Source organism: Bordetella saccharivorans (assembly GCF_045862855.1).
GTDB classification, from domain to species: Bacteria; Pseudomonadota; Gammaproteobacteria; order Burkholderiales; family Burkholderiaceae_B; genus Bordetella_A; species Bordetella_A petrii_F.
This window is the reverse complement of sequence record NZ_BAAFZO010000001.1, coordinates 4787775-4810501: the sequence shown is the minus strand read 5'-3', so window position 1 is coordinate 4810501 and position 22727 is coordinate 4787775. Positions and strand designations below refer to the sequence as shown.

General features: G+C 68.1%; 24 protein-coding genes. 14 read left to right on the top strand and 10 right to left on the bottom strand.

The genetic code is table 11. From position 1 onward, the window contains the following. Nucleotides 1-5: 5 nt before the first annotated feature. The 5 genes from infC to ptsP all read left to right on the top strand — a co-directional run bounded on the left by infC (nucleotide 6) and on the right by ptsP (nucleotide 4196). Nucleotides 6-554 carry a translation initiation factor IF-3 gene (gene infC, locus ACKTT0_RS23040; protein WP_038853921.1) on the top strand — a complete coding sequence of 183 codons (549 nt, stop codon included), beginning with the start codon at nucleotides 6-8 and terminating at the stop codon, nucleotides 552-554. Nucleotides 555-689: 135 nt separating this feature from the next. Continuing rightward, nucleotides 690-1646, top strand: coding sequence for a glutathione synthase (gene gshB, locus ACKTT0_RS23035; RefSeq protein ID WP_407852061.1), 957 nt, complete (start codon nucleotides 690-692; stop codon nucleotides 1644-1646). A 13-nt stretch (nucleotides 1647-1659) separates the two neighbouring features. Beyond that, nucleotides 1660-2058: a PTS sugar transporter subunit IIA gene (locus ACKTT0_RS23030; RefSeq protein ID WP_407852060.1), complete on the top strand. Its 399-nt coding sequence runs from the start codon at nucleotides 1660-1662 to the stop codon at nucleotides 2056-2058. A 106-nt stretch (nucleotides 2059-2164) separates the two neighbouring features. Then, nucleotides 2165-2434, top strand: a complete 270-nt coding sequence (locus ACKTT0_RS23025) for an HPr family phosphocarrier protein (RefSeq protein WP_012249738.1) — start codon at nucleotides 2165-2167, stop codon at nucleotides 2432-2434. 52 nt (nucleotides 2435-2486) lie between these two features. Continuing rightward, nucleotides 2487-4196 carry a phosphoenolpyruvate--protein phosphotransferase gene (gene ptsP / locus ACKTT0_RS23020; protein ID WP_407852488.1) on the top strand — a complete coding sequence of 570 codons (1710 nt, stop codon included), beginning with the start codon at nucleotides 2487-2489 and terminating at the stop codon, nucleotides 4194-4196. Between the two features lie 12 nt (nucleotides 4197-4208). On the opposite strand, the gene ACKTT0_RS23015 is transcribed toward ptsP, so the two are convergent. Both ACKTT0_RS23015 and ACKTT0_RS23010 read right to left on the bottom strand, forming a co-directional pair. Further along, nucleotides 4209-5243 carry an NADP-dependent oxidoreductase gene (locus tag ACKTT0_RS23015; protein ID WP_407852059.1) on the bottom strand — a complete coding sequence of 345 codons (1035 nt, stop codon included), beginning with the start codon at nucleotides 5241-5243 and terminating at the stop codon, nucleotides 4209-4211. Between the two features lie 32 nt (nucleotides 5244-5275). Further along, entirely contained in the window at nucleotides 5276-5875 is a 600-nt protein-coding gene (locus ACKTT0_RS23010; protein WP_407852058.1) for a TetR/AcrR family transcriptional regulator, read from the bottom strand. Nucleotides 5876-6111: 236 nt separating this feature from the next. Between ACKTT0_RS23010 and ACKTT0_RS23005 the strand changes: the two genes are divergently transcribed. The 7 genes from ACKTT0_RS23005 to ACKTT0_RS22975 all read left to right on the top strand — a co-directional run bounded on the left by ACKTT0_RS23005 (nucleotide 6112) and on the right by ACKTT0_RS22975 (nucleotide 11776). Then, the gene (locus tag ACKTT0_RS23005; protein ID WP_038853922.1) at nucleotides 6112-6297 is read left to right on the top strand and encodes a hypothetical protein; all 186 of its coding nucleotides are present in this window, start codon (nucleotides 6112-6114) and stop codon (nucleotides 6295-6297) included. A 94-nt stretch (nucleotides 6298-6391) separates the two neighbouring features. Further along, nucleotides 6392-7354, top strand: a complete 963-nt coding sequence (gene lhpI, locus ACKTT0_RS23000; RefSeq protein WP_407852057.1) for a bifunctional Delta(1)-pyrroline-2-carboxylate/Delta(1)-piperideine-2-carboxylate reductase — start codon at nucleotides 6392-6394, stop codon at nucleotides 7352-7354. A 51-nt stretch (nucleotides 7355-7405) separates the two neighbouring features. Further along, entirely contained in the window at nucleotides 7406-8569 is a 1164-nt protein-coding gene (locus tag ACKTT0_RS22995; RefSeq protein ID WP_407852056.1) for an ABC transporter substrate-binding protein, read from the top strand. Nucleotides 8570-8757: 188 nt separating this feature from the next. Next, nucleotides 8758-9684, top strand: coding sequence for an ectoine/hydroxyectoine ABC transporter substrate-binding protein EhuB (gene ehuB / locus ACKTT0_RS22990; RefSeq protein WP_407852055.1), 927 nt, complete (start codon nucleotides 8758-8760; stop codon nucleotides 9682-9684). Nucleotides 9685-9699: 15 nt separating this feature from the next. After that, a complete protein-coding gene (ehuC, locus tag ACKTT0_RS22985) occupies nucleotides 9700-10341 on the top strand; it encodes an ectoine/hydroxyectoine ABC transporter permease subunit EhuC (protein WP_407852054.1) in 642 nt (213 codons plus the stop codon). Beyond that, entirely contained in the window at nucleotides 10338-11009 is a 672-nt protein-coding gene (gene ehuD, locus ACKTT0_RS22980; RefSeq protein ID WP_407852053.1) for an ectoine/hydroxyectoine ABC transporter permease subunit EhuD, read from the top strand. Before ehuC ends, ehuD begins: the two co-directional genes overlap by 4 nt. Continuing rightward, entirely contained in the window at nucleotides 11006-11776 is a 771-nt protein-coding gene (locus ACKTT0_RS22975) for an amino acid ABC transporter ATP-binding protein (protein WP_407852052.1), read from the top strand. The genes ehuD and ACKTT0_RS22975 overlap by 4 nt, the downstream gene beginning before the upstream one ends. Nucleotides 11777-11789: 13 nt before the next feature. Here ACKTT0_RS22975 and ACKTT0_RS22970 read toward each other — a convergent pair whose 3' ends face one another. Together ACKTT0_RS22970 and ACKTT0_RS22965 are read right to left on the bottom strand one after the other, a co-directional pair. Further along, on the bottom strand, nucleotides 11790-12419 hold the full coding sequence (locus tag ACKTT0_RS22970; RefSeq protein WP_407852487.1) for a dUTP diphosphatase: 630 nt from the start codon (nucleotides 12417-12419) through the stop codon (nucleotides 11790-11792). A gap of 121 nt (nucleotides 12420-12540) precedes the next feature. Next, a complete protein-coding gene (locus tag ACKTT0_RS22965) occupies nucleotides 12541-13005 on the bottom strand; it encodes a hypothetical protein (RefSeq protein ID WP_407852051.1) in 465 nt (154 codons plus the stop codon). Nucleotides 13006-13136: 131 nt separating this feature from the next. Between ACKTT0_RS22965 and ACKTT0_RS22960 the strand changes: the two genes are divergently transcribed. After that, nucleotides 13137-14195 carry a metal-dependent hydrolase gene (locus tag ACKTT0_RS22960; RefSeq protein ID WP_407852050.1) on the top strand — a complete coding sequence of 353 codons (1059 nt, stop codon included), beginning with the start codon at nucleotides 13137-13139 and terminating at the stop codon, nucleotides 14193-14195. Here the strand turns inward: ACKTT0_RS22960 and ACKTT0_RS22955 are convergent. Next, a complete protein-coding gene (locus ACKTT0_RS22955; RefSeq protein WP_407852049.1) occupies nucleotides 14192-14650 on the bottom strand; it encodes an Lrp/AsnC family transcriptional regulator in 459 nt (152 codons plus the stop codon). The genes ACKTT0_RS22960 and ACKTT0_RS22955 overlap by 4 nt on opposite strands. 131 nt (nucleotides 14651-14781) lie before the next feature. Here ACKTT0_RS22955 and ACKTT0_RS22950 point away from each other — a divergent pair, with 131 nt between their 5' ends. Next, on the top strand, nucleotides 14782-15744 hold the full coding sequence (locus ACKTT0_RS22950) for a nucleoside recognition domain-containing protein (RefSeq protein WP_407852048.1): 963 nt from the start codon (nucleotides 14782-14784) through the stop codon (nucleotides 15742-15744). A 39-nt stretch (nucleotides 15745-15783) separates the two neighbouring features. Here the strand turns inward: ACKTT0_RS22950 and ACKTT0_RS22945 are convergent, their stop codons facing one another. The 5 genes from ACKTT0_RS22945 to ACKTT0_RS22925 form a co-directional block, all read right to left on the bottom strand. Next, nucleotides 15784-16992 (bottom strand): DUF418 domain-containing protein, encoded by a 1209-nt coding sequence (locus ACKTT0_RS22945; protein WP_407852047.1) that lies wholly within the window; start codon nucleotides 16990-16992, stop codon nucleotides 15784-15786. Nucleotides 16993-17017: 25 nt separating this feature from the next. Continuing rightward, nucleotides 17018-18217, bottom strand: coding sequence for a bifunctional phosphopantothenoylcysteine decarboxylase/phosphopantothenate--cysteine ligase CoaBC (gene coaBC / locus ACKTT0_RS22940; protein WP_407852046.1), 1200 nt, complete (start codon nucleotides 18215-18217; stop codon nucleotides 17018-17020). A 74-nt stretch (nucleotides 18218-18291) separates the two neighbouring features. Then, nucleotides 18292-18813 carry a signal peptidase II gene (lspA, locus tag ACKTT0_RS22935; RefSeq protein ID WP_407852045.1) on the bottom strand — a complete coding sequence of 174 codons (522 nt, stop codon included), beginning with the start codon at nucleotides 18811-18813 and terminating at the stop codon, nucleotides 18292-18294. Between the two features lie 4 nt (nucleotides 18814-18817). Continuing rightward, the gene (ileS, locus tag ACKTT0_RS22930) at nucleotides 18818-21679 is read right to left on the bottom strand and encodes an isoleucine--tRNA ligase (protein WP_407852044.1); all 2862 of its coding nucleotides are present in this window, start codon (nucleotides 21677-21679) and stop codon (nucleotides 18818-18820) included. After that, entirely contained in the window at nucleotides 21669-22634 is a 966-nt protein-coding gene (locus tag ACKTT0_RS22925; RefSeq protein ID WP_407852043.1) for a bifunctional riboflavin kinase/FAD synthetase, read from the bottom strand. Before ACKTT0_RS22925 ends, ileS begins: the two co-directional genes overlap by 11 nt. Between the last annotated feature and the right edge of the window lie 93 nt (nucleotides 22635-22727).

Below are 22727 nucleotides of genomic sequence, written 5' to 3'. Positions count from 1 at the left end.
TCAACATCGCCACTGAAAAAGCCAATCGCATCAACGGTGAAATCCGCGTCCCCGAGGTGCGCCTGATAGGTCTGGACGGGGAGCAACTGGGCATCGTCAAGCTGGCCGAAGCTTTCCGTCTTTCCGAACAAGCCGACGTGGACCTGGTGGAAATCGCGCCCAATGCCGATCCCCCGGTGTGCCGTCTGATGGACTACGGCAAGTTCAAGTACCAGGAACAAAAACGGCAGGCTGAAGCCCGCGCCAAGCAGAAGGTCATCCAGGTCAAGGAAGTCAAGTTCCGTCCCGCCACCGACGAGGGCGACTACCAGGTCAAGCTGCGCAACCTGCGCCGCTTCCTGGAAGAGGGCGACAAGGCCAAGGTCACGCTGCGTTTCCGCGGCCGTGAAATGGCCCACCAGGAACTGGGCATGCGCGTGCTCGAGCGCGTGCGCGACGACCTGACCGAACTGGCCCAGGTCGAGGCGATGCCCAAGCTGGAAGGCCGCCAGATGGTCATGGTGTTGGCGCCGCGCAAGAAGAGCAGCCCCGGCAAAGGCGACTCGGCGAGCTGACGCGCCGCTGCGGCAGGCCCGGTCCGCTTCCGGCGGGCCGGGCCGTATTGCTGGCCGGCGGCCGATGCCCATTTACGCTACGATGTCGGTTCGGCGCGCCGATGTTCCCGCACGGCGCGCGTCCGGGATATCACAATGCACGTCTTATTCGTTATCGATCCCTTGCCGCGGCTGAAGGCGTACAAGGATAGTTCGGTCGCCATGATGCGCGCGCTTGTCGCGCGCGGCCATACGCTCAGCGTGGCTTTGCAGGGCGATCTCTTCATCGACGACGGCGTGGTGCAGGTGCGTGCCACGCCCATCGAGCTGGTCGAGGGCGCCGACCTGCACGGCCACGACTGGTGGCGCGACACTGGCGCGCCCCAGGATGCGCCGTTGTCGCAGTATGGCGCCGTGCTGATGCGCAAAGACCCTCCGTTCGACATGGAGTATGTCTATTCGACGCACATGCTCGAATATGCGCAGGCGCAGGGGGCCAAGGTCTTCAACGACGCGGCGGCGATCCGCAACCACCCGGAGAAACTCGCCATTACCGAGTTCGCCGAACTGGCCGCCCCGACGCTCGTCACGCGCGACATGGCCCGCCTCAAGGCCTTCCACGCGCGCCACCAGGACGTCATCGTCAAGCCGCTGGACGGCATGGGCGGCACCGGCATCTTCCGCCTGCAGGCCGTCGAGCCCAACCTGAACGCCATTCTGGAAACCCTCACCGACGACGGCGCGCGCACGATCATGGCGCAGCGCTACATTCCCGAGATCGTCCAGGGCGACAAGCGCATTCTGCTGATCGGCGGCGAGGCCGTGCCCTATGCGTTGGCGCGCATTCCGCTGGCCGGCGAGACGCGCGGCAACCTGGCCGCGGGCGGCCGGGGCGTGGCGCAGCCGCTCTCCGAGCGCGACCGCGAGATCGCTGCCATCGTGGCGCCGCGCCTGGCCGAACGCGGGCTGCTGGTGGTGGGCCTGGATGTCATCGGCGATTACGTCACCGAGGTAAATGTGACCAGTCCCACCTGTTTCGTCGAGATCGCCGAACAGACGGGCTTCGATGTCGCCGGCATGTTCGCCATCGCACTGGAACGCGCCACGGCGTGAAGGCGGAGCTTCCATGACCGGGATTGTCATCGTCGTGCACGCCCCGCTGGGGCAGGCCATGCGCGAATTCGCCGAACACGTGCTGGGCGAGGGCGCGGTGCAGATGGCCGTGCACGACATCCAGCCGGACGACTCCCCCGAGGACGCCGCGCCGGCCCTGTTGCGCGATATCCGGGCCGCCGACAGCGGCGACGGCGTGCTGGTGCTGACCGACCTGATCGGCGCCACGCCGGCCAATACCGCCAAGCGCGCGGTGTCCGAGGCCCAGGCCCTGGGCACCCAATGCTGCGTGGTGGCGGGCCTGAATACCTCCATGCTGCTGCGGGCGCTGACCTCGCGCCACCTGACCTTGGCGGAGACCCGCGAAAAGGCGCTGGCGGGCGGCGTGCAGGGCTGTCTGCGGGTAGACTGACGGGGCGTTTTTTGCCCTATTATGTCGGTGCATGGCACGAGCCGTAAGGCGGCATGCGGATGCCGCGGCGGGAATGGCCATGCCGGGCCGTGATCACTTTATTTCTATGCCTATTTCAGACATCGTCATTTCCAATAAGCTGGGCCTGCATGCGCGGGCGGCCGCCAAACTGACGCAACTGGCCAGCAAGTTCGGCAGCGAAATCTTCATTTCCCGCGGCGCGCAGCGTGTCAATGCCAAGAGCATCATGGGCGTGATGATGCTGGCCGCCGGGCAAGGCGTCACCGTCCGCCTGGAAGCCTCGGGCGGCGACGCCGACCAGGCGCTTTCCGAGATACAGAACCTGTTCGACAGCAAATTCGGTGAGCACGAATAACGCGCCAGCAGAACCGGCCGCCCCGGCGGGGGCGGGTTGCGCCGTGGTGGCCTTGCACGGCAAGGGCGTGGCGCGCGGCTACGCCATCGGCCGCGCGGTCGTCATGGGGGCCGCCTCGCTCGAAGTTGCCCACTATCGCATCGCGCCCGAAGATGTCGCCGCCGAAAGCGCGCGCCTGACCCAGGCGCTGGCGACCGCCCAGGCCGACCTGCTGCAACTGGCCGACAGCCTGCCGTCCGACGCGCCGCGCGAGCTGGGCGCCATGCTCAACGTGCACCGCCTGCTGCTGGCCGACCCGCTGCTGGCCGAGCAGACCGCCGCCTTGATCGCCGAACGCCACTACAACGCCGAATGGGCGTTGGCCACCCAGGGGCAGATCCTGGGCGAGCAGTTCGACGCCATGGAAGACGAATACCTGCGCGAGCGTGGCGCCGATGTCCGCCAGGTCATCGAACGCGTGCTGCAGGTGCTGTCCGGCAGCTCCGCCATGCTGCCCGACGCCGGCGACCTGGATGGCGACGACCCGCTGGTGGTGGTGGCGCACGACATTTCGCCGGCAGACATGCTGCGCTTGCGCGGCGGGCGCTTCGCCGCCTTCGTCACCGACCTGGGCGGGCCCACCTCGCATACCGCGATCGTGGCGCGCAGCATGGGCGTGCCAGCCGTGGTCGCGCTGGGCAACGTGCGCGACCTGGTGCGCGACGGGGACACGCTGGTGGTCGACGGCGCCGCCGGGGTCGTGCTGGTCAACCCCGCGCCGCGCATTTTGCAGGAATATCGCGATCGCCAGGTCTCGTACGCGCAAGAGCGCGCCGAGCTGGCGCTGCTGCGCGACGAGCGCGCCGTCACGCTCGACGGCATCGACATCGTGCTCAATGCCAACATCGAGCTGCCCGACGAGGCCGCGGCCGCCCTCGCCGCGGGCGCCGACGGCATCGGCCTGTTCCGCAGCGAGTTCCTGTTCATGGGGCGCCAGGCCCTGCCCGACGAGGAAGAGCAGTACCAGGCCTATGCGTCGGTGGCGCGCATCATGGGCGGCCGGCCGGTCACCATCCGCACCCTGGACCTGGGCGCCGACAAGACCCTGGATGACGAGGCCACGGTCGCCACCAACCCGGCGCTGGGGCAGCGCGCGATCCGCTATTGCCTGGCCCGGCCCGAAATGTTCGCCACGCAGCTGCGCGCCATCCTGCGCGCCTCGGCGCATGGCCATGTGCGGCTGCTGCTGCCCATGGTCACGCACATGCACGAGGTCACGGCCGCCCTGGCCGCCATCGAGGCCGCCCGCCGTGAACTGGATGCGCGCGGCCAGGCCTATGCCGAACGCCTGGAGGTGGGCGCCATGGTCGAGGTGCCGGCCATCGCGATTGCCATCGAGCCGTTCGCCCAGGCGCTGGATTTTCTTTCCATCGGGACCAACGACCTGATCCAGTACACCCTGGCCATCGACCGTGGCGACCATGACGTGGCCAGCCTGTATGATCCGCTGCATCCTGCGGTGCTGCGCCTGGTGGCCAATACCATCAATGCAGGCGTGCGCGCCGGCAAGCCGGTCGCCGTGTGCGGCGAAATGGCCGGCGACGCGCGTCTGACCCGGTTGCTGCTGGGCCTGGGGCTGACCGAGTTTTCCATGCACCCCCAGCAGTTGCTGGACGTCAAGCGCGAAATCCGCCGCGCGCACACCAATGACCTGCGGGTCAAGGTGGCGACCGCCCTGAACCGCGCCCTGCCGGTCGACCTCGACCTGCTGGGGCAGGGCTAGCCAGGGCCGGCGTCAGGCGTCGGCCACCCGCACGACCAGCTTGCCGAAGTTGCGGCCCTCGAGCAGCCCGATGAAGGCGGCGGGGGCGTTCTCCAGGCCGTCCACGCGGTCTTCGCGCAACCTGATCCGGCCGCTGTCCAGCCACCCAGCCATGTCGCGGCGGAATGCTTCGAAGCGGCCGGTGTAATGGTCCAGGATGATGAACCCCTGCACGCGGATGCGCCGTTGCAGCACGATCGCCATGGTCTGCGGCAGGCGGTCCGGGCCGGCGGGCGGCGCCTCGTCGTTGTAATGCGCGATGATCCCGCAAACCGGCACGCGGGCGCCGATATTCAGCAGAGGCAGTACTGCGTCGAATACTGTGCCGCCGACGTTCTCGAAATACACGTCGATGCCGTCCGGGCAGGCGGCGCGCAGCTGTTCGGCCAGTTGCGGGTCACGGCGGTCCAGGCATGCGTCGAAGCCGAGCTCCTCGATGGCATAGCGGCACTTGTCGGCGCCGCCGGCGATGCCGACGACGCGCGCGCCCTTGATCCGGGCGATCTGCCCGACCACCGCTCCGACCGCGCCGGTGGCGGCGGCCACCACCACCGTTTCGCCCGCCTGCGGCTGGCCGATATCGAGCAGGCCGACATAGGCGGTGAAGGCCGGCATGCCCAGGCCGCCGAGCGCCAGCGAGGGCTCGGCCATGCCATCCAGCGGCAGCAAGTCCGCGCCGCTGGACAGCGCGAAGTCCTGCCAGCCGGCGTTGGCCAGCACCAGTCCGCCGACTCGGAAAGCCGGATTGCGGGATTCGACGATGCGGCTGACCGTGCCTCCCGCCATGGGCTGGCCCAGCGGCACCGCGTCGGCATAGGCGGGGCCGACTTCATCCATCAAGTTGCGCATGTACGGGTCGAGGGACAGGTACAGGGTGCGCAGCAGCACCTCGCCTTGCGCGGGTGCCGGAACGGCGGCTTGCTCGAGGCGGAAATCCGCCGGCGTCGGCAGGCCGCGCGGATGGGCGGCGAGGACGATGCGGCGGTTCAGGTTGTCGCTTTGCGGCATCGGGTCGGTTCCAAGAGGAGAAGCAAAGGAAGTCATGCGCTGGATGCCAGGCCCAGCACTTGACGGGTGTCGGCCAGGGCCGTGGCCAGTGGCGCGCGGTCGCGCGTGATCTTGGCCAGCAGGCTGGCGCCCAGCCATGTCTGGTACAGCGAGACGGCCAGCGCCGCCGCGTCCGCCACGGCGGCCAGCGAGCCGTCCTCCTGGCCGCCGGCTACGGCGCGCGCCAGGCGCCCGGTGATGGCCCGCGTGCCGTATTCGAGCGCCGAACGCATGTTTTCGGACAAGTCGCAGACTTCGGCTCCCAGCTTGACTACCAGGCAGCGGCTTTGTGCCGCATCGCCAGTCTGGGACTCGAGCCAGTCCATGAAGTAGGCCATCAATCGCTGCGCGCCCGTGCCGGGCTGTGCCAGCAGGATGTCCATGTGGGCCAGGTATTCGGCGAAATAGCTTTCCAGCACGGCCTGCCCGAATGCGTCCTTGGAGCCGAAGTAGTGATAGAACGAGCCTTTCGGCACTTGCGCCGCGGCCAGGAGCTCGGCCAGCCCGACGGCGGTATAGCCCTTTTGCAGCAGTAGCGGGCGGGCGATGTCGAAGATGTGCCGACGCACGTCGGCAGGAGGATGCGTATCCATGATGCTACTCTAGCCGCTATTAGACCGGTCGTCTAGTAATACCTCACGGACGGGAAGGTGTTCCGGACTTGGTATGTTGCAACGCAAAAATCGAGGCCGGCCACGGCTGGCTGTTGGTTGCCATGTGCCCAATAAGCAACGAATCTGTCTGAATGACGATAGATGTTGTGAAGCAGCAATTTGAGGTCTAACATGGTTTGACGTGGTTCCCTTTCATTCTTCTCAAGGAGTTGGTCATGGAAGATTCCACTCGCAAGGCCGCGGCATCGGGCAAGCCGTCGGGCGGGGCGCCGGGTGGCTGGCGGCGCTTCAGGCAGGGTGTCACCCGCTTTCTGGAATCCGTCGGCGAAGTGCTGCATGCCATGGATGAAGGCCGGCGCGTCCATCCCACCATCTCCGCTTACCACGATCGCCGCCGCTGATCCGGTCCCGGGACCGAACAAAATGCCAGCTTCCGGGCTGGCATTTTGCTGTGCGGCGGCAGGGCGATAATAGGCCTCCCAACGGAGGCCCTGAATGCTGATCATCGATACCGAGCAGACCCGCCGCGCGCTGGCGTTTCCCGATGTCATCCCCGCGTTGCGCGATGCTTTCCAGGCGGGGGCCAGCGTGCCGCCGCGCCACGTGCACAGTATTGAGTCGGGCGATGCGCGCGGCACGTCGCTGATCATGCCGGCCTGGAACGGGCAGGGCTATTTCGGCGTCAAGGTCATCAATATCTTTCCCGACAATACGCGCCAGGGCCTGCCGGGCCTGCACGCCGTCTATACCCTGTACAGCGCGCGCACCGGCGTGCCGCTGGCACAGGTCGACGGCGATGTGGTCACGGTCTGGCGCACTGCCGGCGCGGCCGCGCTGGGCGCCTCCTACCTGGCGCGGCCGGATGCGCGCGTGCTGCTCATCGTGGGCTCGGGCCGGATCGCCAGCCTGCTGGCGCCGGCGATGCGCGCGGTGCGCCCGATCGAACGCGTGCTGGTGTGGAATGTGCGTCCGGCCGGCGCGCGGGCGCTGGCCGCGGCGCTCGCGGCCCAGGGGTTCGATGCCCAGGCGGTGGAGGCGCTCGAGCCGGCGGTGCGGCAGGCCGACATCGTCAGTTGCGCCACCTTGTCCACCGAGCCGCTGGTGCGCGGCGCCTGGCTGCGCCCCGGCACTCACCTGGACCTGATCGGCAGCTTCAAGCCGGACATGAAGGAAACCGACCCGGCCTGTTTCGACGGCACCGAGGTCTACGTGGACACGGACGAAGCTCCCACCAAGTCGGGCGACCTGCTGGCCGCCTTCGAGGCGGGCGTGCTGGCGCCGGCCGCCATACGCGGGACGCTGGTCGACCTGATCTCGGGCCGCGCGCCGGGCCGCACCGCCGGCAGCCAGGTCACTGTGTTCAAGGCAGTGGGCAGCGCGCTCGAGGACCTGACCCTGGCCGCCATGGTCTACGAGGCGCAATCGCGCGACGCGGGCCGCCCCGGTGGGGCAAAATAGCGCCTGGCGCAGTAACGTGTCGCCATCTTCTTCTTCCAGCGGACATTTGCCATGCCCATTTCCCTGCCACGCCTGGCGGCGCTCGCCGCCGTCGTCCTGCCCCTGCTGTCCTGGTCGGCGCGCGCCGAAGTCGTGATCGGAGTCGATGTCTCGACCACCGGCCCGGCCGCCGCCATCGGCATCCAGACCAACAATGCGCTGCGCCTGTGGCCGCCCACGCTGGGCGGGCAGCCGGCCCGCTACATCGTGCTGGATGACGGCACCGACGTCAGCCGCGCGGTCAAGAACATGCGCAAGCTGACCTCCGAGGACAAGGTCGATGCCATCGTCGGCCCCAACATCACCGCGGCCGCGCTGGCCGGCCTGGACGTGCTGGCCGAGACCGGCACGCCGATGGTGGCGCTGGCCGCCTCGGCCGTCATCGTCGAGCCGGCGGACGATCCCAAGCGCCGCTGGGCATTCAAGATGCCGCAGAACGATTCGCTGATGGCCACCGCGCTGGTGGAAGACATGCGCGGCAAGGGCATCAAGACCGTCGCGTTCATCGGGTTCGCCGATTCCTATGGCGACAGCTGGTGGAGCGAATTCAACAAGGCGGCGGGCAACGACATCGAGGTGGTGGCGCACGAGCGCTTCCAGCGCAACGACGCGTCGGTGATGGGGCAGGTGCTCAAGGCCATGGCCGCCAAGCCCGACGCGGTGCTGATCGCGGGCTCGGGCACGCCGGCCGCATTGCCGCAGAAGACCCTGCTGGAGCGTGGCTACAAGGGCCCGGTCTACCAGACACATGGCATCGGGACGCTGGAATTCCTGCAGGTGGGAGGCAAGGACGTGGAAGGCACGCTGTTTCCCACGGGGCCAGGCGTGGTGGCGCGCGAACTGCCCGACAGCAATCCGGTCAAGCAAGTGGCGGTGGCTTTCGCCGACAAGTACGAGGCCGAACATGGCCCGCACACGCTGACCCAGTTCGCCGGCGACGCCTATGGCGCGTGGATGCTGCTCGATTCGGCCGTGGGCCGCGCCCTGAAGACCGGCGCCAAGCCGGGCACCCCGGAGTTCCGCGCGGCGCTGCGCGATGCGTTGGAAAACACCCGCGACCTGGTGGTGCCCAACGGCGTGCTCAACATTTCCAAGACCGATCACCAGGGCTTCGACGAGCGCGCGCGCGTCATGGGCGTAATACGCGACGGCCGCTTCTCCTACGCGGGCAAGTAAGGTCGCCGTTACATCGGGGCCCGGCTGCAGGTGCCGGGCCTGTCCGTGCAACGAAGCTGCGCGTTCATTCGGGGCAGGCCGCGAGCCTGCCTTTTTTGTCGCTATATACTTTGTGTTGAAATGATTAATTGACGTACTATTTCGCGTGAATTAGTTCTGTACATAAATATTTTGATAGGGAGTGGCGCATGACACGCATTCTGAACACGACGAAATGGGCCGTACTGGCACTGAGTCTCGGGCTGATGGCGGCATGCTCCGATTCGGGGTCCGATGATGAGGCGGCCAAGCCCGCCGCTAGCAATCCTCCCGCCGAGCAAAGCACCCTGGCCGCCGCCAAGGCGGCTGGCAAGATCCGCATCGGCTATGCCAACGAAGCGCCGTACGCCTATATGGACAGCAGCAAGAACCAGATCACGGGCGAGGCGGTGGAGATTGCCCGGGTGGTGCTCAAGCGGATGGGCATCAATGAAGTCGAAGGGGTGTTGACTGAATTCGGCTCGCTGATCCCGGGCCTGCAGGCCAAGCGGTTCGACATCATTGCCGCCGGCATGTATGTGACGCCCGAGCGCTGCCAGCAGGTCGCCTTCTCGAACCCCACCTATGGCGTCGGCCAGTCGTTCCTGGTGCAGAAGGGCAACCCCAAGAACCTGCACAGCTACGAGGACATCGCCAAGCAGGATGACGCCAAGCTGGGCGTGGTGGTGGGCGCCATCGAAGGCGAATACGCCCGCAAGTCGGAGATCCCGGTCGACCGCGTGGTGGTGTTCCCCGACGTGGTCAGCGCCTTGTCGGGGGTGCAGGCCGGCCGCGCCGATGCGTACGCGGCCACTGCCTTGACCGTCAATGACCTGATGAACAAGACCGCCGCCGGCGACCTGGAAAAGGCCGACCCGTTCACCGATCCCGTCGTCGACGGCAAGAGCGTGCGCGGCTATGGCGCGTTCGCGTTCCGCACCGAGGACCAGGAATTCGTGGATGCGTTCAACGCCGAGCTGGCCAAGTTCATCGGCACGGAAGAGCACGCCAAGATCGTGCAGCCATTCGGCTTCACCAAGGAAGAGCTGCCCGGCGACGTGACCGCCGCCAAGCTGTGCGCGACGAACGGCCAGTAAGGCGCGGCGACCACGATGCAAGGTCTAGCAACGCTGCTGCCGCCACTGTTGGACGGGTTATGGGTGACGCTGCGCATTACCGCGGGCGCCGCCGTGCTGGCGGTGCCGCTGGCGCTGGCCGCCGGCCTGGCGCGCCTGTCGTCCCACCGTTGGGTCAGCTGGCCGGCGCTGGTCTATGTCGAATTGTTCCGCGGCACTTCCGCGCTGGTGCAGCTATTCTGGTTTTATTACGTACTGCCGCTGTTCGGCCTGAAGCTGCCGGCCGTGACCGTGGGTATCGTGGTGTTGGCGGCCCATTTCGGCGCCTATGGCGCCGAGGTGGTGCGCGGCGCGATCCTGGCGGTCGCGCCGGGGCAGCGCGAAGCCGCCGTGGCGCTGAACATGACGTCGGCCCAGTGCATGCGGCGCATCGTGTTGCCGCAGGCGTTTCCCGCCATGCTGCCGCCGGCCGGCAACCTGTTCATCGAACTGTTGAAGAACACCGCGCTGGTGTCGCTGATCACTATTACCGACCTGACTTTCCGCGGCCAGATGCTGCGCGCCGAGACGCTGCGCACGACTGAGATTTTCCTGTTGCTGCTGCTGCTGTACTTCGCCGTGGCGCTGGTCATCACGGCGGGCATCCGCCTGCTGGAGCGGAGGTTCCGAGTCCGATGAAGCCTATTTTCGACTGGGCCTTCGCCTGGGAAATCCTGCCGGCCCTGGGGTCGGCGCTGGTGATCACCATCCAGGCCACGCTGCTGGGCATGCTGGTCGCGGTGACATTGGGGCTGGTGCTGGCCATGCTGCGCCGGGTGCGGCTGCGCTGGATATCGGCGCCCGTGGCGGTGTTGGTCGAGTTCGTGCGCAGTACGCCGCTGCTGGTGCAGATGTACTTCCTGTTCTACGTGCTGCCGCAGACCGGCTTGCAGATGTCGCCGCTGGCCACCGGCATCCTGGCGCTGGGCGTGCACTATGCGGCCTATTGCGCCGAGGTCTACCGCGCCGGCATCGAGGCCGTGCCGCGCGGCCAGCTCGAGGCGGCCACCGCGCTGAACCTGTCGCCCTGGCGCACGGCCGTGGGCGTGGTGCTGCCGCAGGCCATTCCGCCGGTGGTGCCGGCGTTGGGCAACTATCTGGTGGCCATGTTCAAAGATACGCCGTTGCTGTCGGCCATCACGGTGGTCGAGGTGCTGCAGCAAAGCAAGATCATCGGCTCGACCACTTTCCGCTATACCGAGCCGCTGACCCTGGTGGGCGCACTGTTCCTGGTGTTGAGTCTGGCGGCGGCCTGGGGCGTGCGCCGCCTGGAGGCGTGGTTGAAACAATTCGGAGGTACACGATGAGCGCGAGCATTCGCCTGAACAATCTGTGCAAACGCTATGGCGAGCTGGAAGTGCTGCGCGGCATCAACCTGGAGATACCCGCCGGCCAGACCGTCTCCATCATCGGTCCGTCGGGATCGGGCAAGTCGACCCTGCTGCGTCTCCTGATGACGCTGGACCGACCCACCAGCGGCGAGATCCTGATCGACGACGAGTCCATGTGGGTCGATGCCCAGGGACGCGCGATGGGGCCGAACTCGGCGCACGTGCGGCGCGTGCGCGGCAAGATCGGCATGGTGTTCCAGCATTTCAACCTGTTCCCTCACAAGACCGCGCTGGGCAACGTGATGGAAGCGCCGGTGCATGTGTCGCGGGTGCCGCGCGATGAAGCCGCCCAGCGGGCGCGCGAATACCTGGAACTGGTGGGGCTGGGCGACAAGCTGGATGCTTATCCGGCGCAGCTGTCGGGCGGCCAGAAGCAGCGCGTGGGCATCGCGCGGGCGCTGGCGATGCATCCGGAGATCATGTTGTTCGACGAAGTGACCTCCGCGCTCGATCCGGAACTGGTGGGCGGCATTCTGCAGATCCTGCGCGACCTGGCCGCCAAGCGCACCATGACCATGATCATCGTGACCCACCAGATGGCCTTCGCCGAGCGCAGTTCGGATCGTACGCTGTTCTTCGACCAGGGCAATATCGTCGAAGATGCCGAGTCCAGCGTGCTGTTTTCCAGCCCGCGCGAGGAGCGCACCCAGCAATTCCTGCAGACGGTGATCGAGGCCGCCTAGCGGCCTCGCGGGCTCAGCGCGCCTGCGCGTAGGCCTGCTGCAGTCCGGCGTGCAGTGCTTCGGCGAAATCGGCGCGCGCCGGGTCCAGGCCGGCCATCAGGCGCGCCAGCACGACGTTGTCTTCTTCGCCCTGCCAGATCTTCACGTAGGTGCCGTCCTTGTAGCCGTGCTCCTGGCGGAAGATGTTCAGGACGTTCTTGGAGACGTATTGCGTGAAGGCGTCGTTCCACGACAGGTCGCAGCGCGCCATGGTGCATTCCAGCACCTTGTAGCTGGCCCGGCCGCAGACCGCCAGGCCGCCGATGAGCTCGAGCAGCATCGGCACGTCGAGCTCGCCGAGCCTGTAAGTGTTGCCGTCCAGCGCGATCGCGTCGGGCGAAGCCAGGTCGGCCACCAGCAGGTGCGCCGCATCCTCGGCGGACCCGCCGGCCGACACCAGGGTGTGCGACAGGTAGAAGTGCAGGATGTCGACCAGTTCCATCTGCACCTGAGGCAGGTCGATGGACTGCTTCTTCCACCACTTCCAGCCATGGTGCTCGAGCGCCTCGGCCGATTCCACGAACGCGGCGCGCAGGAAGCGCGCCCCGCCGCCGATCCAGTCCGGGTTGATGATGCTGTTGAGGCGGTCCTGCAATTTCAGCATGGTCGCCGCCTGGGCTGGTGTCAATCCGGGCTGGATGTCGCTCACTTTTACTCCGCAATATGGATGGGCCGGCACGCCGTGGGCCGAAATGTTAGCACCGCGCGGCGGATCGCCGCGCCGTTCAGGTGGAGCGATTCCGGCCGCCAGGCAGGGTGGACAGCGGCGGCAGCGCGGGCAGCGGCTTGCGCTGGGCGGCGCGCAGGCGGCTGCCGCCCTTGAACAGCATGAAGGCGCACACGGCCAGGAAAATCGCCGGGATCAGCTCGTCGATCTCGACGGGCCGCTGTTCCAGCGCTGCGCCGAACAAGCGCGCCGCGTGCCAGGCCGCGACCAGGCCGGCGATGGTCAGGCCCAGGGCGATGCGGCGTTGTCCGCTGCGCGCGGCCATCGTGGGAGCAGGCTTGTCGTCCGGCACGGCAGGATCCGGCGCGGCTGGCGCGGGCACGGGCACGGCGGCCGGCTGGCGCCGGCGGGCCTCGCGTGGCTGGCGCGGCGGCACCTGGCCGGGCGAGCCGCCGGCCTGTCGGTTCAGCATCTCGATGTAGCGGACGAAATCGCCGTCCTTGGGTTCGCCGTCGATGGCCATGGGATCGGGGTCCTGTCGGGAAAACGGCTGGCAGCCGATGCGGTATCTTAACGCCTGTCGCCATCCCCGGCCCGGGCGCCGCGCGGGCGGCGGCGCGAACGCAGCCATTCTCTCGGAGCCGGCCGGACCACATGGATTCTCTTACTCAGGCGGTGCTGGGCGCCGGTATTCAGGGCGCGCTGCTGGGGCGCCATCAGGGCCGCAAGGCGCTCCTGTACGGCGCGCTGCTGGGCAGCGTGCCGGATCTCGACGTATTGGTCAGCTATCCCGATCCCGTGTCGCTGATGACCTATCACCGCGGCTTCTCCCATTCCTTGTTCGTCCTGAGCGCACTGGCGGCCGTGCTGGCCTGGCTGGTGCGCAAGCGATGGCCGGACGCGCCCTATAGCGGCGCGCGCCTGCTGCTGACACTGTGGCTGGTGCTGGTCACGCACGCGCTGCTGGATGCCTTCACGGTCTATGGCACGCAGTTGTTCTGGCCGCTGGACCGCGTCCCCGAGAGCTGGTCGGCGGTGTTCATCATCGATCCCGTCTACACGCTGCCGCTGCTGGCCGCGGTGACGGTCGCGGCGCTGGCCGGTTGCACGCGCCGGACCTGCCTGGCCTTGGCCGCGACGCTGCTCGTCAGTACCGCCTACCTGGGCGTGTCGCTGGCCGGCCGCTGGCATGCCGAACGGCGCGTCGAGCAGGCGCTGCGCCAGCAGGGGGTACAGCCCACCGCCGTGCTGGCCACGCCCATGCCCTTCAATACCTTGCTTTGGCGCGTCATTGCCAAGACCGGCGACGGCCATTACTACGAAGCGGCCAGCGGCTGGCTGGACCGCGATCCGCCCGAAATGCTGCGCCTGCCGCTGCATTCCGAGCAGGCCGGCGTGCTGGCGGGAGCATTCCTGCATGAGCGCCTGCGCTGGTTCACCAACGACTGGCTGCGCTATGACGTGCTGGACGACGCGCTGGTGGTCACCGACCTGCGCATGGGAGTGGCCGGCTACTATACGTTCCGCTTTGTCATGGCCGAGCGCGATGCCGGCGGCGCCTGGCGGATCGTCACCCCGCGCCGCTGGCCCAGCGGGCGCGGCGGATGGCCGCAAATGCAGGTATTGCTGGCGCGTATCCTGGACAGCGGCACGCCGCTGCCCCTGGCCGAATGGGCGCAGCATGCAGTGTCGGGCGTGCCGCAGGGCCTCTAGAGCCGGATGCCCGGCTCATGCTTGATCGTCTGCATCACGATGTGGGTGTAGAAGGCCGCTACATTGGCGTCCTGCTCGAACAGGCGCTCGGCCAGCGCCAGATAGGCATCCATGTCGCGCAGATGGGCAATCAGCACGCACGAGACGTCGCCCGTGACCAGGTAGCACTGGGTGATGGACGCTTCGGCTCGCACGCGCGCCATGAATTCCTGCCGGTGGGCGGCCCCGTGGCGCACGAATTCCACCGTGACGATGGCCGACAGCCCATGGGCCACCTGGGCGGGGTCGACCACGGCGACGATGCGGCGGATGACGCCGTGTTGTTTCAGGCGCGCCACGCGCCGCAGGCAGGCCGATGGCGACAGGCCGATGCGGTCGGCCAGGGCGGCGTTCGACAGGTCGGCATCGCGCTGCAATAACGCCAGTATGCGGTGGTCGAAGGTATCAAGTTCCATGGCGCAATTTTCGTGTGCGGAAGCCCGTGAATTGCACAATAAACGTTCTTTTCCAGCAATAAAAGGCATGCCTATTTCTGGCCGTCCATTCTATGCTGGCACCTGCGCTAATTTTTCCGGAAGCTCTTGTCGTGTCCTACCTGCTGAACTTGTGGCGTCGCAGCCGCCGGCTGTTCCTGGTGCTGCTCAAAGTCATGTTGCCGATCATGGTCCTGGTACAGGTGGGGCAATGGCTGGGCTGGGTCGACGTGCTGGGGCGCGCCATCGCGCCGGCCATGGGGCTGCTCGACCTCCCGCCGGAGGCCGGCATCGTATGGGTCGCGGGGATGTGCGTCGGGGTCTACGGGGCGATCGCGGCGCTGATCGGGCTTGCGCCCGTCCTGGACTTGAATGCCGCCCAGCTCAGCGTACTGTGCTCCATGGTGCTGTTCGCTCATGGCTTGCCAGTGGAGCAGGCCATTGTGCGGCGCGCCGGGGCCAGCTTCTGGGCCACTACCGGCTTGCGGGTCGGGGCCGCCATCCTGTACGGCGCCGCGGTGGCCTGGACCTGCCGGTGGGCTGGCTGGCTGCAGGAGCCCGTATCGCTGGGATGGCTGCAGAGTTCGGCGCTGGCATCCGACACGCAGGCCGGGGGGCTGCTGGGCTGGCTGAGCGGCACCGCGGTGTCGCTGCTGCTCACCTATGGTGTCATCGTGGCCTTGCTGGTGCTGCTGGACATCTTCGAGCGCACCGGCGTGACCCGCGCCATTACAGCCGTGCTGATGCCGTTGCTGCGCCTGTCGGGCCTGGATGCGCGCGTGGCGCCGGTCACCACGGTCGGGGTGCTGCTCGGGCTGAGCTATGGCGGGGCGCTGATCATCGAAGAAGCCGACAAGCGCCAGTTGCCCGCGCGCACGCGGTTCCTGGCGCTGTCCTGGATTTCCCTGTCGCACTCGCTCATCGAGGACACTGCCCTGCTGCTGACGCTGGGCGCGGATATCTGGATCATCCTGGTGGGGCGCGTGCTGCTGACCCTGGCAGTGGTGGCGGCGCTGGCCCGGATCATCCGGGGCGGCGATCCGGCCGGCACCCGGCTCAGCCCGGCCGCCGGCTAGAGGCTGCTCGCGCTAGAGGCCCGCATGCGCGGGCTCCGCTCATCGGCCGGCCGCGCGGGCGCGCCAGCGCGGCCAGGCGGCGTTGGTCAGCGCGCGCAGCAGCCATTCCACCGGCCCGTAGTCGTGGCGGCGCAGCCAGGCCGCCGAGCCAAGCAGTTGCGCGGCGAACAGGGCCGCGGCGATGCCCAGCACGGCCAGCGGCGATACCTGGCCGATCAGCCGCCATCCATAGGCCTTGAAAATGACCGCGCAGGCCAGCGACTGCAGCAGGTAGTTGCTCAGCGCCATGCGCCCGGCGGGCGCCAGCACGGCGCCCAGGCGGCATCCCGGACCCGTGCGCAGGAACAGCAGCAGCGTGGCCACGTAGGCAGCTGTCAGGAACGGCGCGCTCAACAGGCCGATGCCCAGTCCCAGTATGGCCCCGTCGAAGGACCCCGCCGGCAGCGACAGGGTGGCATACACGCCGGCGCCCGCCAGCCCGACCGGCCAGCCGATCCGTGCGGTACGGCGCAACTGCCGGACGTGGGCGCCGCTATCCGCCAGCAATCCACGGCGTCCGGCCGCGAGCCCGGCCAGGAACATCGCCAGGGCGCAGGGACCCTGGACGGTGATCAGCGCGAATGCCATGCTGGCGCGCCACTCGTATACGTGGCGCGCCACGGTCGTGGCAATTGTGCCCCGGTAAGCCGCCAGCGCCGCGGCGACATCGGCCTGCTGCCACGCGGGATCCGCTGGATCGGCCGGCGTCATGGCCGCCAGCACGCCCAGTATCAGCCAGCCCGCGCCACAGGCCAGCACCAGCCAGGCGGCCCGCCGCAACGCGCGCGTGGGCTCCAGTTCGCGCCACCGCAGCAGTAGCGCGCCCAGCACCGCATAGGCAAGCAGGATATCGCCCTGGTAGAGCAACACGGCGTGGGCCGCGCCGAGCAGCGCCAGCCCGAGCAGGCGGCGCTTGAAGCGCGGCGCGAACGGCGCGCCGGCCCGTTCGGCGGCGGCGATCTGCAGGGTGAAGCTGTAGCCGAACAGGAACGAGAACAGCAGGTAGAACTTCGTCTCGAACAGCAGCGCGACCAGCCAGAGCACGGCATGGTCCAGCGGCCGGTCGAATGCCGGGTCGGCCAGGCCCGTGCCGTAATAGGGGGAGGCGAAGACGCCGATGTTGACCACCAGGATGCCAAGCAGCGCGAAACCGCGCAGGGCGTCGACATCGGCCAGGCGGTACGGATCGCGGATCGATCCGCCGGACACGCGGCCAGCCTCGGCCTGCGCCACTTCAGCCCGCAGGCAGCCGCGCCGCGATTTCGGCGATCAGGCGGCGTGCCGCATCCAGCTTGGAGCCTGCCGGCAGGGGATGGGTGCCGTTGGCGTCGAACAGCACCAGTTCGGTAGTGTCCGCATCCATGACCTTGTGGGCCAGGTTGCCGACCAGCAGCGGGATGCCCTTGCGTACCCGCTTGGCCTCGGCGTGCTCGGCGAGTTTTTCGGTCTCGGCCGCAAAGCCGACGCACCACGGGCCGTCGGGCAGCTTGGCCACTTCGGCCAGGATGTCGGGATTGGGCTCGAACTCCATCACCGGCGCGCCGCCGCCTTCGCTGGTCTTCTTCAGCTTCTGGCTGCTGACGTTCTTGACGCGCCAGTCGGCCACGGCCGCCACGGCAATGAATACGTCGGCGTCGTGGGCATTGGCCATGACGGCGTCGTGCATCTGGCGAGCGGTGGTGACAGGCAGGGCGACCACGCCGCGCGGCAGGGGCAGGGCGGTGGCGCCCGTGACCAGCGTAACCCGGGCGCCGGCTTCGCGCGCGGCCCGGGCCAGCGCATAGCCGGTCTTGCCCGAGGAACGATTGCTCAGCACGCGGACCGGGTCGACCGGCTCGGAAGTCGGCCCCGCGGTCAGCAGCACGTGGCGGCCGGCCAGCACCTTGGGCTGGAAGAAGGCGATCAGGTCGGCCAGCAGTTCGTGCGCTTCCAGCATGCGGCCGTCGCCGGTCTCGCCGCAGGCCTGTTCGCCTGACGCCGGACCCAGCACGGCGATGCCGTCGGCACGCAGCTGCGCGACATTGCGCTGGGTGGCCGGGTTGGCCCACATCTCGCGGTTCATGGCCGGCGCGACCAGCAGCGGGCAGGCGCGCGCCAGGCACAGCGTGGAGAGCAGGTCATCGGCCAGCCCGTGCGCCAGCTTGGCCATGAAATCGGCGCTGGCAGGCGCCACCAGCACGGCATCGGCGCCGCGGGTGAGCTCGATGTGCGCCATGTTGTTGGCGATGCGCGCGTCCCAGGCATCGACATACACCTGCCGGCCGGACAGGGCCTGCAGCGTGACGGGCGTGATGAAATGAGTGGCGGCCTCGGTCATGACGACGTCGACCGTGGCGCCTTGTTCGGTCAGGCGTCGCACCAGTTCGGCGATCTTGTAGCAGGCGATGCCGCCGGTCAGGCCGAGGACGATGCGTTTGCGGGCGAGGTCGAGCATGGGCGGGCCGGCGCGCGCGGCGCCGTCAGCAAGGGGTTGAGGAGAATAACGCCATTTTAAGCGCCAACGGTCGCCTACCGGCTGCGGGCCGAGCGCGCGCGCAGCAGTTCGTCCAGCACCAGGAGGACGGCGCCGCAGGTGATGCAGACATCGGCCAGGTTGAACGCCGGGTAATACCAGTCGTTCCAGTAGAACAGCAGGAAGTCGATCACGTGGCCGTAGGCCACGCGGTCGATCACGTTGCCCAGCGCGCCGCCCAGGATCAGGGTCAGGGCCAGGCTGAAGCGCGGCTGGTCCTGGTTGCGCCTGAGCAGCCAGACGATGACGATCGCCGCGACGATGCCCAGCGCGGTGAAGAACCAGCGTTGCCAGCCGGCTTCCGAAGCCAGGAAGCTGAAGGCCGCGCCGCGGTTGTACACCAGCGTCAGGTCGAAAACCGGCAGCACATTGAGCCGCTCGCCATACTCGAAAGCCGAGTCGAAGTACAGCTTGGTGACCTGGTCCAGCACGATCAGCACGGCCGCCAGGCCGAGCCAATGGGCCAGGCGCGGAGCGCGGCCCGGCCGGTCCGCGGGCGGGCTGGTGGCGGGCGCCATCGCGTTACGCCTTGGCGCGCGGTTCGCCCGCGCCGAACAGGTTGGAGACACAGCGGCCGCAGATCTCGGGATGGTCGGCATCGCTGCCGACGTCGGCGCGCCAGTGCCAGCAGCGCTCGCACTTCTTGTGCGCGGATGGCGCGATCTCGATGCGCAACTCGCCCGCGCCGGCATGCACGCTGGCGCGCGAGACGATCAGGACGAAGCGCAGGTCGTCGCCCAGGCTGGCCAGCAAATCGTGGTCGGCACCGGCCGCGTACAGGTCCACCTCGGCCTGCAGCGACGAGCCGATCGCGCCGGCGGTGCGCACTTCTTCGAGCTTGCGCTGCACTTCCGCCCGGATGGCGCGCAGGCGGCCCCATTTGGCGGCCAGCGCATCGGCGTCGGCGAACGGCGGCAGGACGTGATAGACCTCGGTGAAGATGGTCACGCGGGAGGCGTCGGCCTGGTGCTTCAGGGCCGAGTCGGCGAGCGTCTTCCAGGCCTCCTCGGCGGTGAACGAGAGGATCGGCGCCATCAGCTTGAGCAGCGCCTGGGTGATGTCGAACAGCGCCGTCTGGGCCGAGCGCCGCGCGGCGCTGTCGGCCGCCGTGGTGTACAGGCGGTCCTTGAGGATGTCCAGGTAGAACGCGCCCAGGTCTTCGGAGCAGAAGGTCTGCAGGCGCGATACGGCGGGATGGAAATCGTAGCGTTCGTAGTGGCCCAGTACTTCGGCCTGCATCTGCGCTGTCATGGCCAGCGCGTAGCGGTCGATCTCGAACAGCTCGCCGTACGGCACCGCCTGGTTGACCGCATCGAAGTCGGCCAGGTTGGCCAGCAGGAAGCGCAGCGTATTGCGGATGCGGCGGTAGCCTTCGACCACGCGCTTGAGGATCTCGTCGGAAATGGACAGCTCGCCCGAGTAGTCGGTCGAGGCCACCCACAGGCGCAGGATCTCGGCGCCGAGCGAGTCCGAGACCTTCTGCGGGGCAATCACGTTGCCCACCGATTTGCTCATCTTGCGGCCTTGGCCGTCCACCACGAAGCCGTGCGTCAGCAGCGCCTTGTAGGGCGGCTGGCCGAACAGCATGCAGCCGGTCAGCAGCGACGAATGGAACCAGCCGCGGTGCTGGTCCGAGCCTTCCAGGTACAGGTCGGCCGGCCAGGCCAACTCGGCGCCGTGCGAGCCGCCCAGCACCTGGTCCCGGCCGCCCAGCACGGTGGCATGGGTGGTGCCGGAATCGAACCAGACGTCGAGGGTGTCGCGGTTCTTTTCGTACTGGTCGGCTTCGTCGCCCAGCAATTCGCGCGGGTCGAGCGATTGCCAGGCTTCGATGCCGTGCTGTTCGACCCGTTGCGCCACCTGTTCGAGCAGTTCCGGGGTGCGCGGATGCAGGGCGCCGGTTTCCTTGTGCACGAAGAACGCCATCGGCACGCCCCATTGGCGCTGGCGCGACAGCGTCCAGTCGGGGCGGTTGGCGATCATGGCGTGCAGGCGCGCCCGGCCCCAGGCCGGGTAGAACGCGGTAGCGTCGATACCCGCCAGCGCGCTTTCGCGCAGCGTGGGGCCGCCGTCGGCCGGCTTGACATCCATGCCCGCGAACCATTGGCTGGTGGCGCGGTAGATGACCGGGGTCTTGTGGCGCCAGCAGTGCATGTAGCTGTGCGACAGCTTCTGCACGTGCATGAGCGAGCCCGCGCCCTGGAGGGCTTCGATGATGCGCGGGTTGGCGTCCCAGATGGTCAGCCCGCCGAACAGCGGCAGGCTGTCGGCATACTTGCCGTCGCCCAGGACGGGGCTGATGATGTCGTCGTCCGCCAGCCCGTGCGCCTTGCAGGAGACGAAGTCCTCGATGCCGTAGGCAGGCGCGGAATGCACCACGCCCGTGCCGGCGTCCAGCGTGACGTAGTCGCCCAGGTAGACCGGGGAGGTGCGCGCGTAGCCGGCATCGGCGGCCGCCAGCGGATGGTGGAAGCGCAGGCCGGACAGCGCCGCGCCCGGCGCGGTGGCGATCACCTCGCCTTGCAGGCCCCAGGCCTTCAGGCAGGCCTCGACGCGCTCGCGCGCCAGCAGCAGCAGCGGGCCGTGCGCCGGCGCCGGCGTGACGCGCACCAGGGCGTACTCCAGTTCGGGGTGCATGTTCAGCGCCTGGTTGGCGGGGATGGTCCAGGGCGTGGTGGTCCAGATCACCACGGCGCCGTCGTCCACGCTGTCCAGGCCGAAGGCCGCGGCCAGGCCGGGCTTGTCGGCAAAGGGGAAGGCCACGTCCACCGCCGGGTCGACGCGGTCGGCGTACTCGACCTCGGCCTCGGCCAGGGCCGAGCCGCAGTCGAAACACCAGTTCACCGGCTTCAGGCCGCGGAACACATAGCCTTTTTCCAGAATGCGGCCCAGCGCCCGGATCTCGTTGGCCTCATTGCTGTAGTTCATGGTCAGGTACGGGCGGTCCCACTCGCCCAGCACGCCGAGCCGCTTGAAGTCCTTGCGCTGGCGGTCGATCTGCTCGAGCGCGTAGGCGCGCGCCTTGGCCTGCACCTCGGTGACGGGCAGGTGCTTGCCGAACTTCTTCTCGATCTGGATCTCGATCGGCATGCCGTGGCAGTCCCAGCCCGGCACATAGTGGGCGTCGTAGCCGGCCATGTTGCGGCTCTTGACGATGATGTCCTTCAGGATCTTGTTGACCGCGTGCCCGATATGGATGTCGCCGTTGGCATACGGAGGCCCGTCGTGCAGCACGAAGCGGGGGCGTCCGCGGCTGGCGGCGCGGATGGCCTGGTATACGTGGTTTTCTTCCCACTGCGCGACCCAGGCGGGTTCGCGGCGGGCGAGATCGCCCCGCATCGGAAACGGGGTGTCGGGCAGGTTGAGGGTCTTTTTATAGTCCATGAACGGCAAAATAGGCGCGCGCGTTTCGCGCGTCTTCGGCGATGGCGGCAGTCAGGGAAGGGAGGTCGGGAAACTTTTCTTCGTCCCGCAGTTTGTGCAGGAACTCGACCCGCACGAGTTTACCGTATGCGTCGACGGGGCCATCCAGCACGTGGGCTTCGAGCAGGACGCGCCCGTGGTCTTCGACGGTGGGGCGCACGCCCAGGCTGGCCACCGCCGGCCGGGCGCTTGCGCCCAGCCCGTGGACCCGTACGACATAGATGCCCGAGCGGGCGGCGCAGCGCGGCGCCACGCGCAGGTTCATGGTGGGAAAGCCGAGCGTGCGGCCCAGTTTCTGGCCGTGGATGACGTGGCCGCTGATATGGAACGGGCGGCCCAGCAGGTGCTGCGCGCGGGCCAGGTCGCCCACCGCCAGGGCCGTGCGGACTTCCGAGCTGGATACCCGGTGGCCGTGCCGGTCGGTGATGTCGGCCAGGGTCTGCACTTCGAAGCCATGCACCATGCCGGCCTCGCGCAGCAGGTCCAGGTCGCCGCTGCGCTTGCGGCCGAAGCGGAAATCCTCGCCCACCAGCAGCCAGCGCGTCTGCATGGCGCCCACCAGCAGGTCTTCGATGAAGGCGTTGGCGGACATATCGGCCAGGCGCGCATTGAAGCGCTCGATGACGACCCGTGCGACGCCCTGGCAGGCCAGCGCCTCGAGCTTGTCGCGCAGGCCCGTGATGCGGGTGGGGGCCAGCTCCGGACGCTGGTTGAGCGTGGCGAAGTATTCGCGCGGATGCGGTTCGAAAGTCATCACCGTGGGCGCCAGCCCGCGCTCCTGGGCGGCTTGCCGCAGGCGCGCCAGAATGGCCTGGTGGCCCCGGTGGACGCCGTCGAAATTGCCGATGGTCAGCGCGCAGGGGGTGCGCCGCGCGGGCGGCGGCACGGTTCGGTAAAGGTGCAGCGAGGTTTTCACGTCCGAGAGTTTACAATTTTGGGTTGGTCTGCCCTGGGAATATTTCATCTTGCCGCAATCGCCTTCGTCCACGCGCCGCCTGGTCATCCTCAT

What these genes read in the sequence shown, in the direction of transcription:
- gshB (WP_407852061.1), top strand. Translation starts at nt 690, where the DNA reads ATGCACGTCTTATTCGTTATCGATCCCTTGCCGCGGCTGAAGGCGTAC.
- ACKTT0_RS23030 (WP_407852060.1), top strand. Translation starts at nt 1,660, where the DNA reads ATGACCGGGATTGTCATCGTCGTGCACGCCCCGCTGGGGCAGGCCATG.
- ACKTT0_RS23025 (WP_012249738.1), top strand. Translation starts at nt 2,165, where the DNA reads ATGCCTATTTCAGACATCGTCATTTCCAATAAGCTGGGCCTGCATGCG.
- ACKTT0_RS23015 (WP_407852059.1), bottom strand. Translation starts at nt 5,243, where the DNA reads ATGCCGCAAAGCGACAACCTGAACCGCCGCATCGTCCTCGCCGCCCAT.
- ACKTT0_RS23010 (WP_407852058.1), bottom strand. Translation starts at nt 5,875, where the DNA reads ATGGATACGCATCCTCCTGCCGACGTGCGTCGGCACATCTTCGACATC.
- ACKTT0_RS23005 (WP_038853922.1), top strand. Translation starts at nt 6,112, where the DNA reads ATGGAAGATTCCACTCGCAAGGCCGCGGCATCGGGCAAGCCGTCGGGC.
- lhpI (WP_407852057.1), top strand. Translation starts at nt 6,392, where the DNA reads ATGCTGATCATCGATACCGAGCAGACCCGCCGCGCGCTGGCGTTTCCC.
- ACKTT0_RS22995 (WP_407852056.1), top strand. Translation starts at nt 7,406, where the DNA reads ATGCCCATTTCCCTGCCACGCCTGGCGGCGCTCGCCGCCGTCGTCCTG.
- ehuB (WP_407852055.1), top strand. Translation starts at nt 8,758, where the DNA reads ATGACACGCATTCTGAACACGACGAAATGGGCCGTACTGGCACTGAGT.
- ehuC (WP_407852054.1), top strand. Translation starts at nt 9,700, where the DNA reads ATGCAAGGTCTAGCAACGCTGCTGCCGCCACTGTTGGACGGGTTATGG.
- ehuD (WP_407852053.1), top strand. Translation starts at nt 10,338, where the DNA reads ATGAAGCCTATTTTCGACTGGGCCTTCGCCTGGGAAATCCTGCCGGCC.
- ACKTT0_RS22975 (WP_407852052.1), top strand. Translation starts at nt 11,006, where the DNA reads ATGAGCGCGAGCATTCGCCTGAACAATCTGTGCAAACGCTATGGCGAG.
- ACKTT0_RS22970 (WP_407852487.1), bottom strand. Translation starts at nt 12,419, where the DNA reads ATGCTGAAATTGCAGGACCGCCTCAACAGCATCATCAACCCGGACTGG.
- ACKTT0_RS22965 (WP_407852051.1), bottom strand. Translation starts at nt 13,005, where the DNA reads ATGGCCATCGACGGCGAACCCAAGGACGGCGATTTCGTCCGCTACATC.
- ACKTT0_RS22960 (WP_407852050.1), top strand. Translation starts at nt 13,137, where the DNA reads ATGGATTCTCTTACTCAGGCGGTGCTGGGCGCCGGTATTCAGGGCGCG.
- ACKTT0_RS22955 (WP_407852049.1), bottom strand. Translation starts at nt 14,650, where the DNA reads ATGGAACTTGATACCTTCGACCACCGCATACTGGCGTTATTGCAGCGC.
- coaBC (WP_407852046.1), bottom strand. Translation starts at nt 18,217, where the DNA reads ATGCTCGACCTCGCCCGCAAACGCATCGTCCTCGGCCTGACCGGCGGC.
- lspA (WP_407852045.1), bottom strand. Translation starts at nt 18,813, where the DNA reads ATGGCGCCCGCCACCAGCCCGCCCGCGGACCGGCCGGGCCGCGCTCCG.
- ileS (WP_407852044.1), bottom strand. Translation starts at nt 21,679, where the DNA reads ATGGACTATAAAAAGACCCTCAACCTGCCCGACACCCCGTTTCCGATG.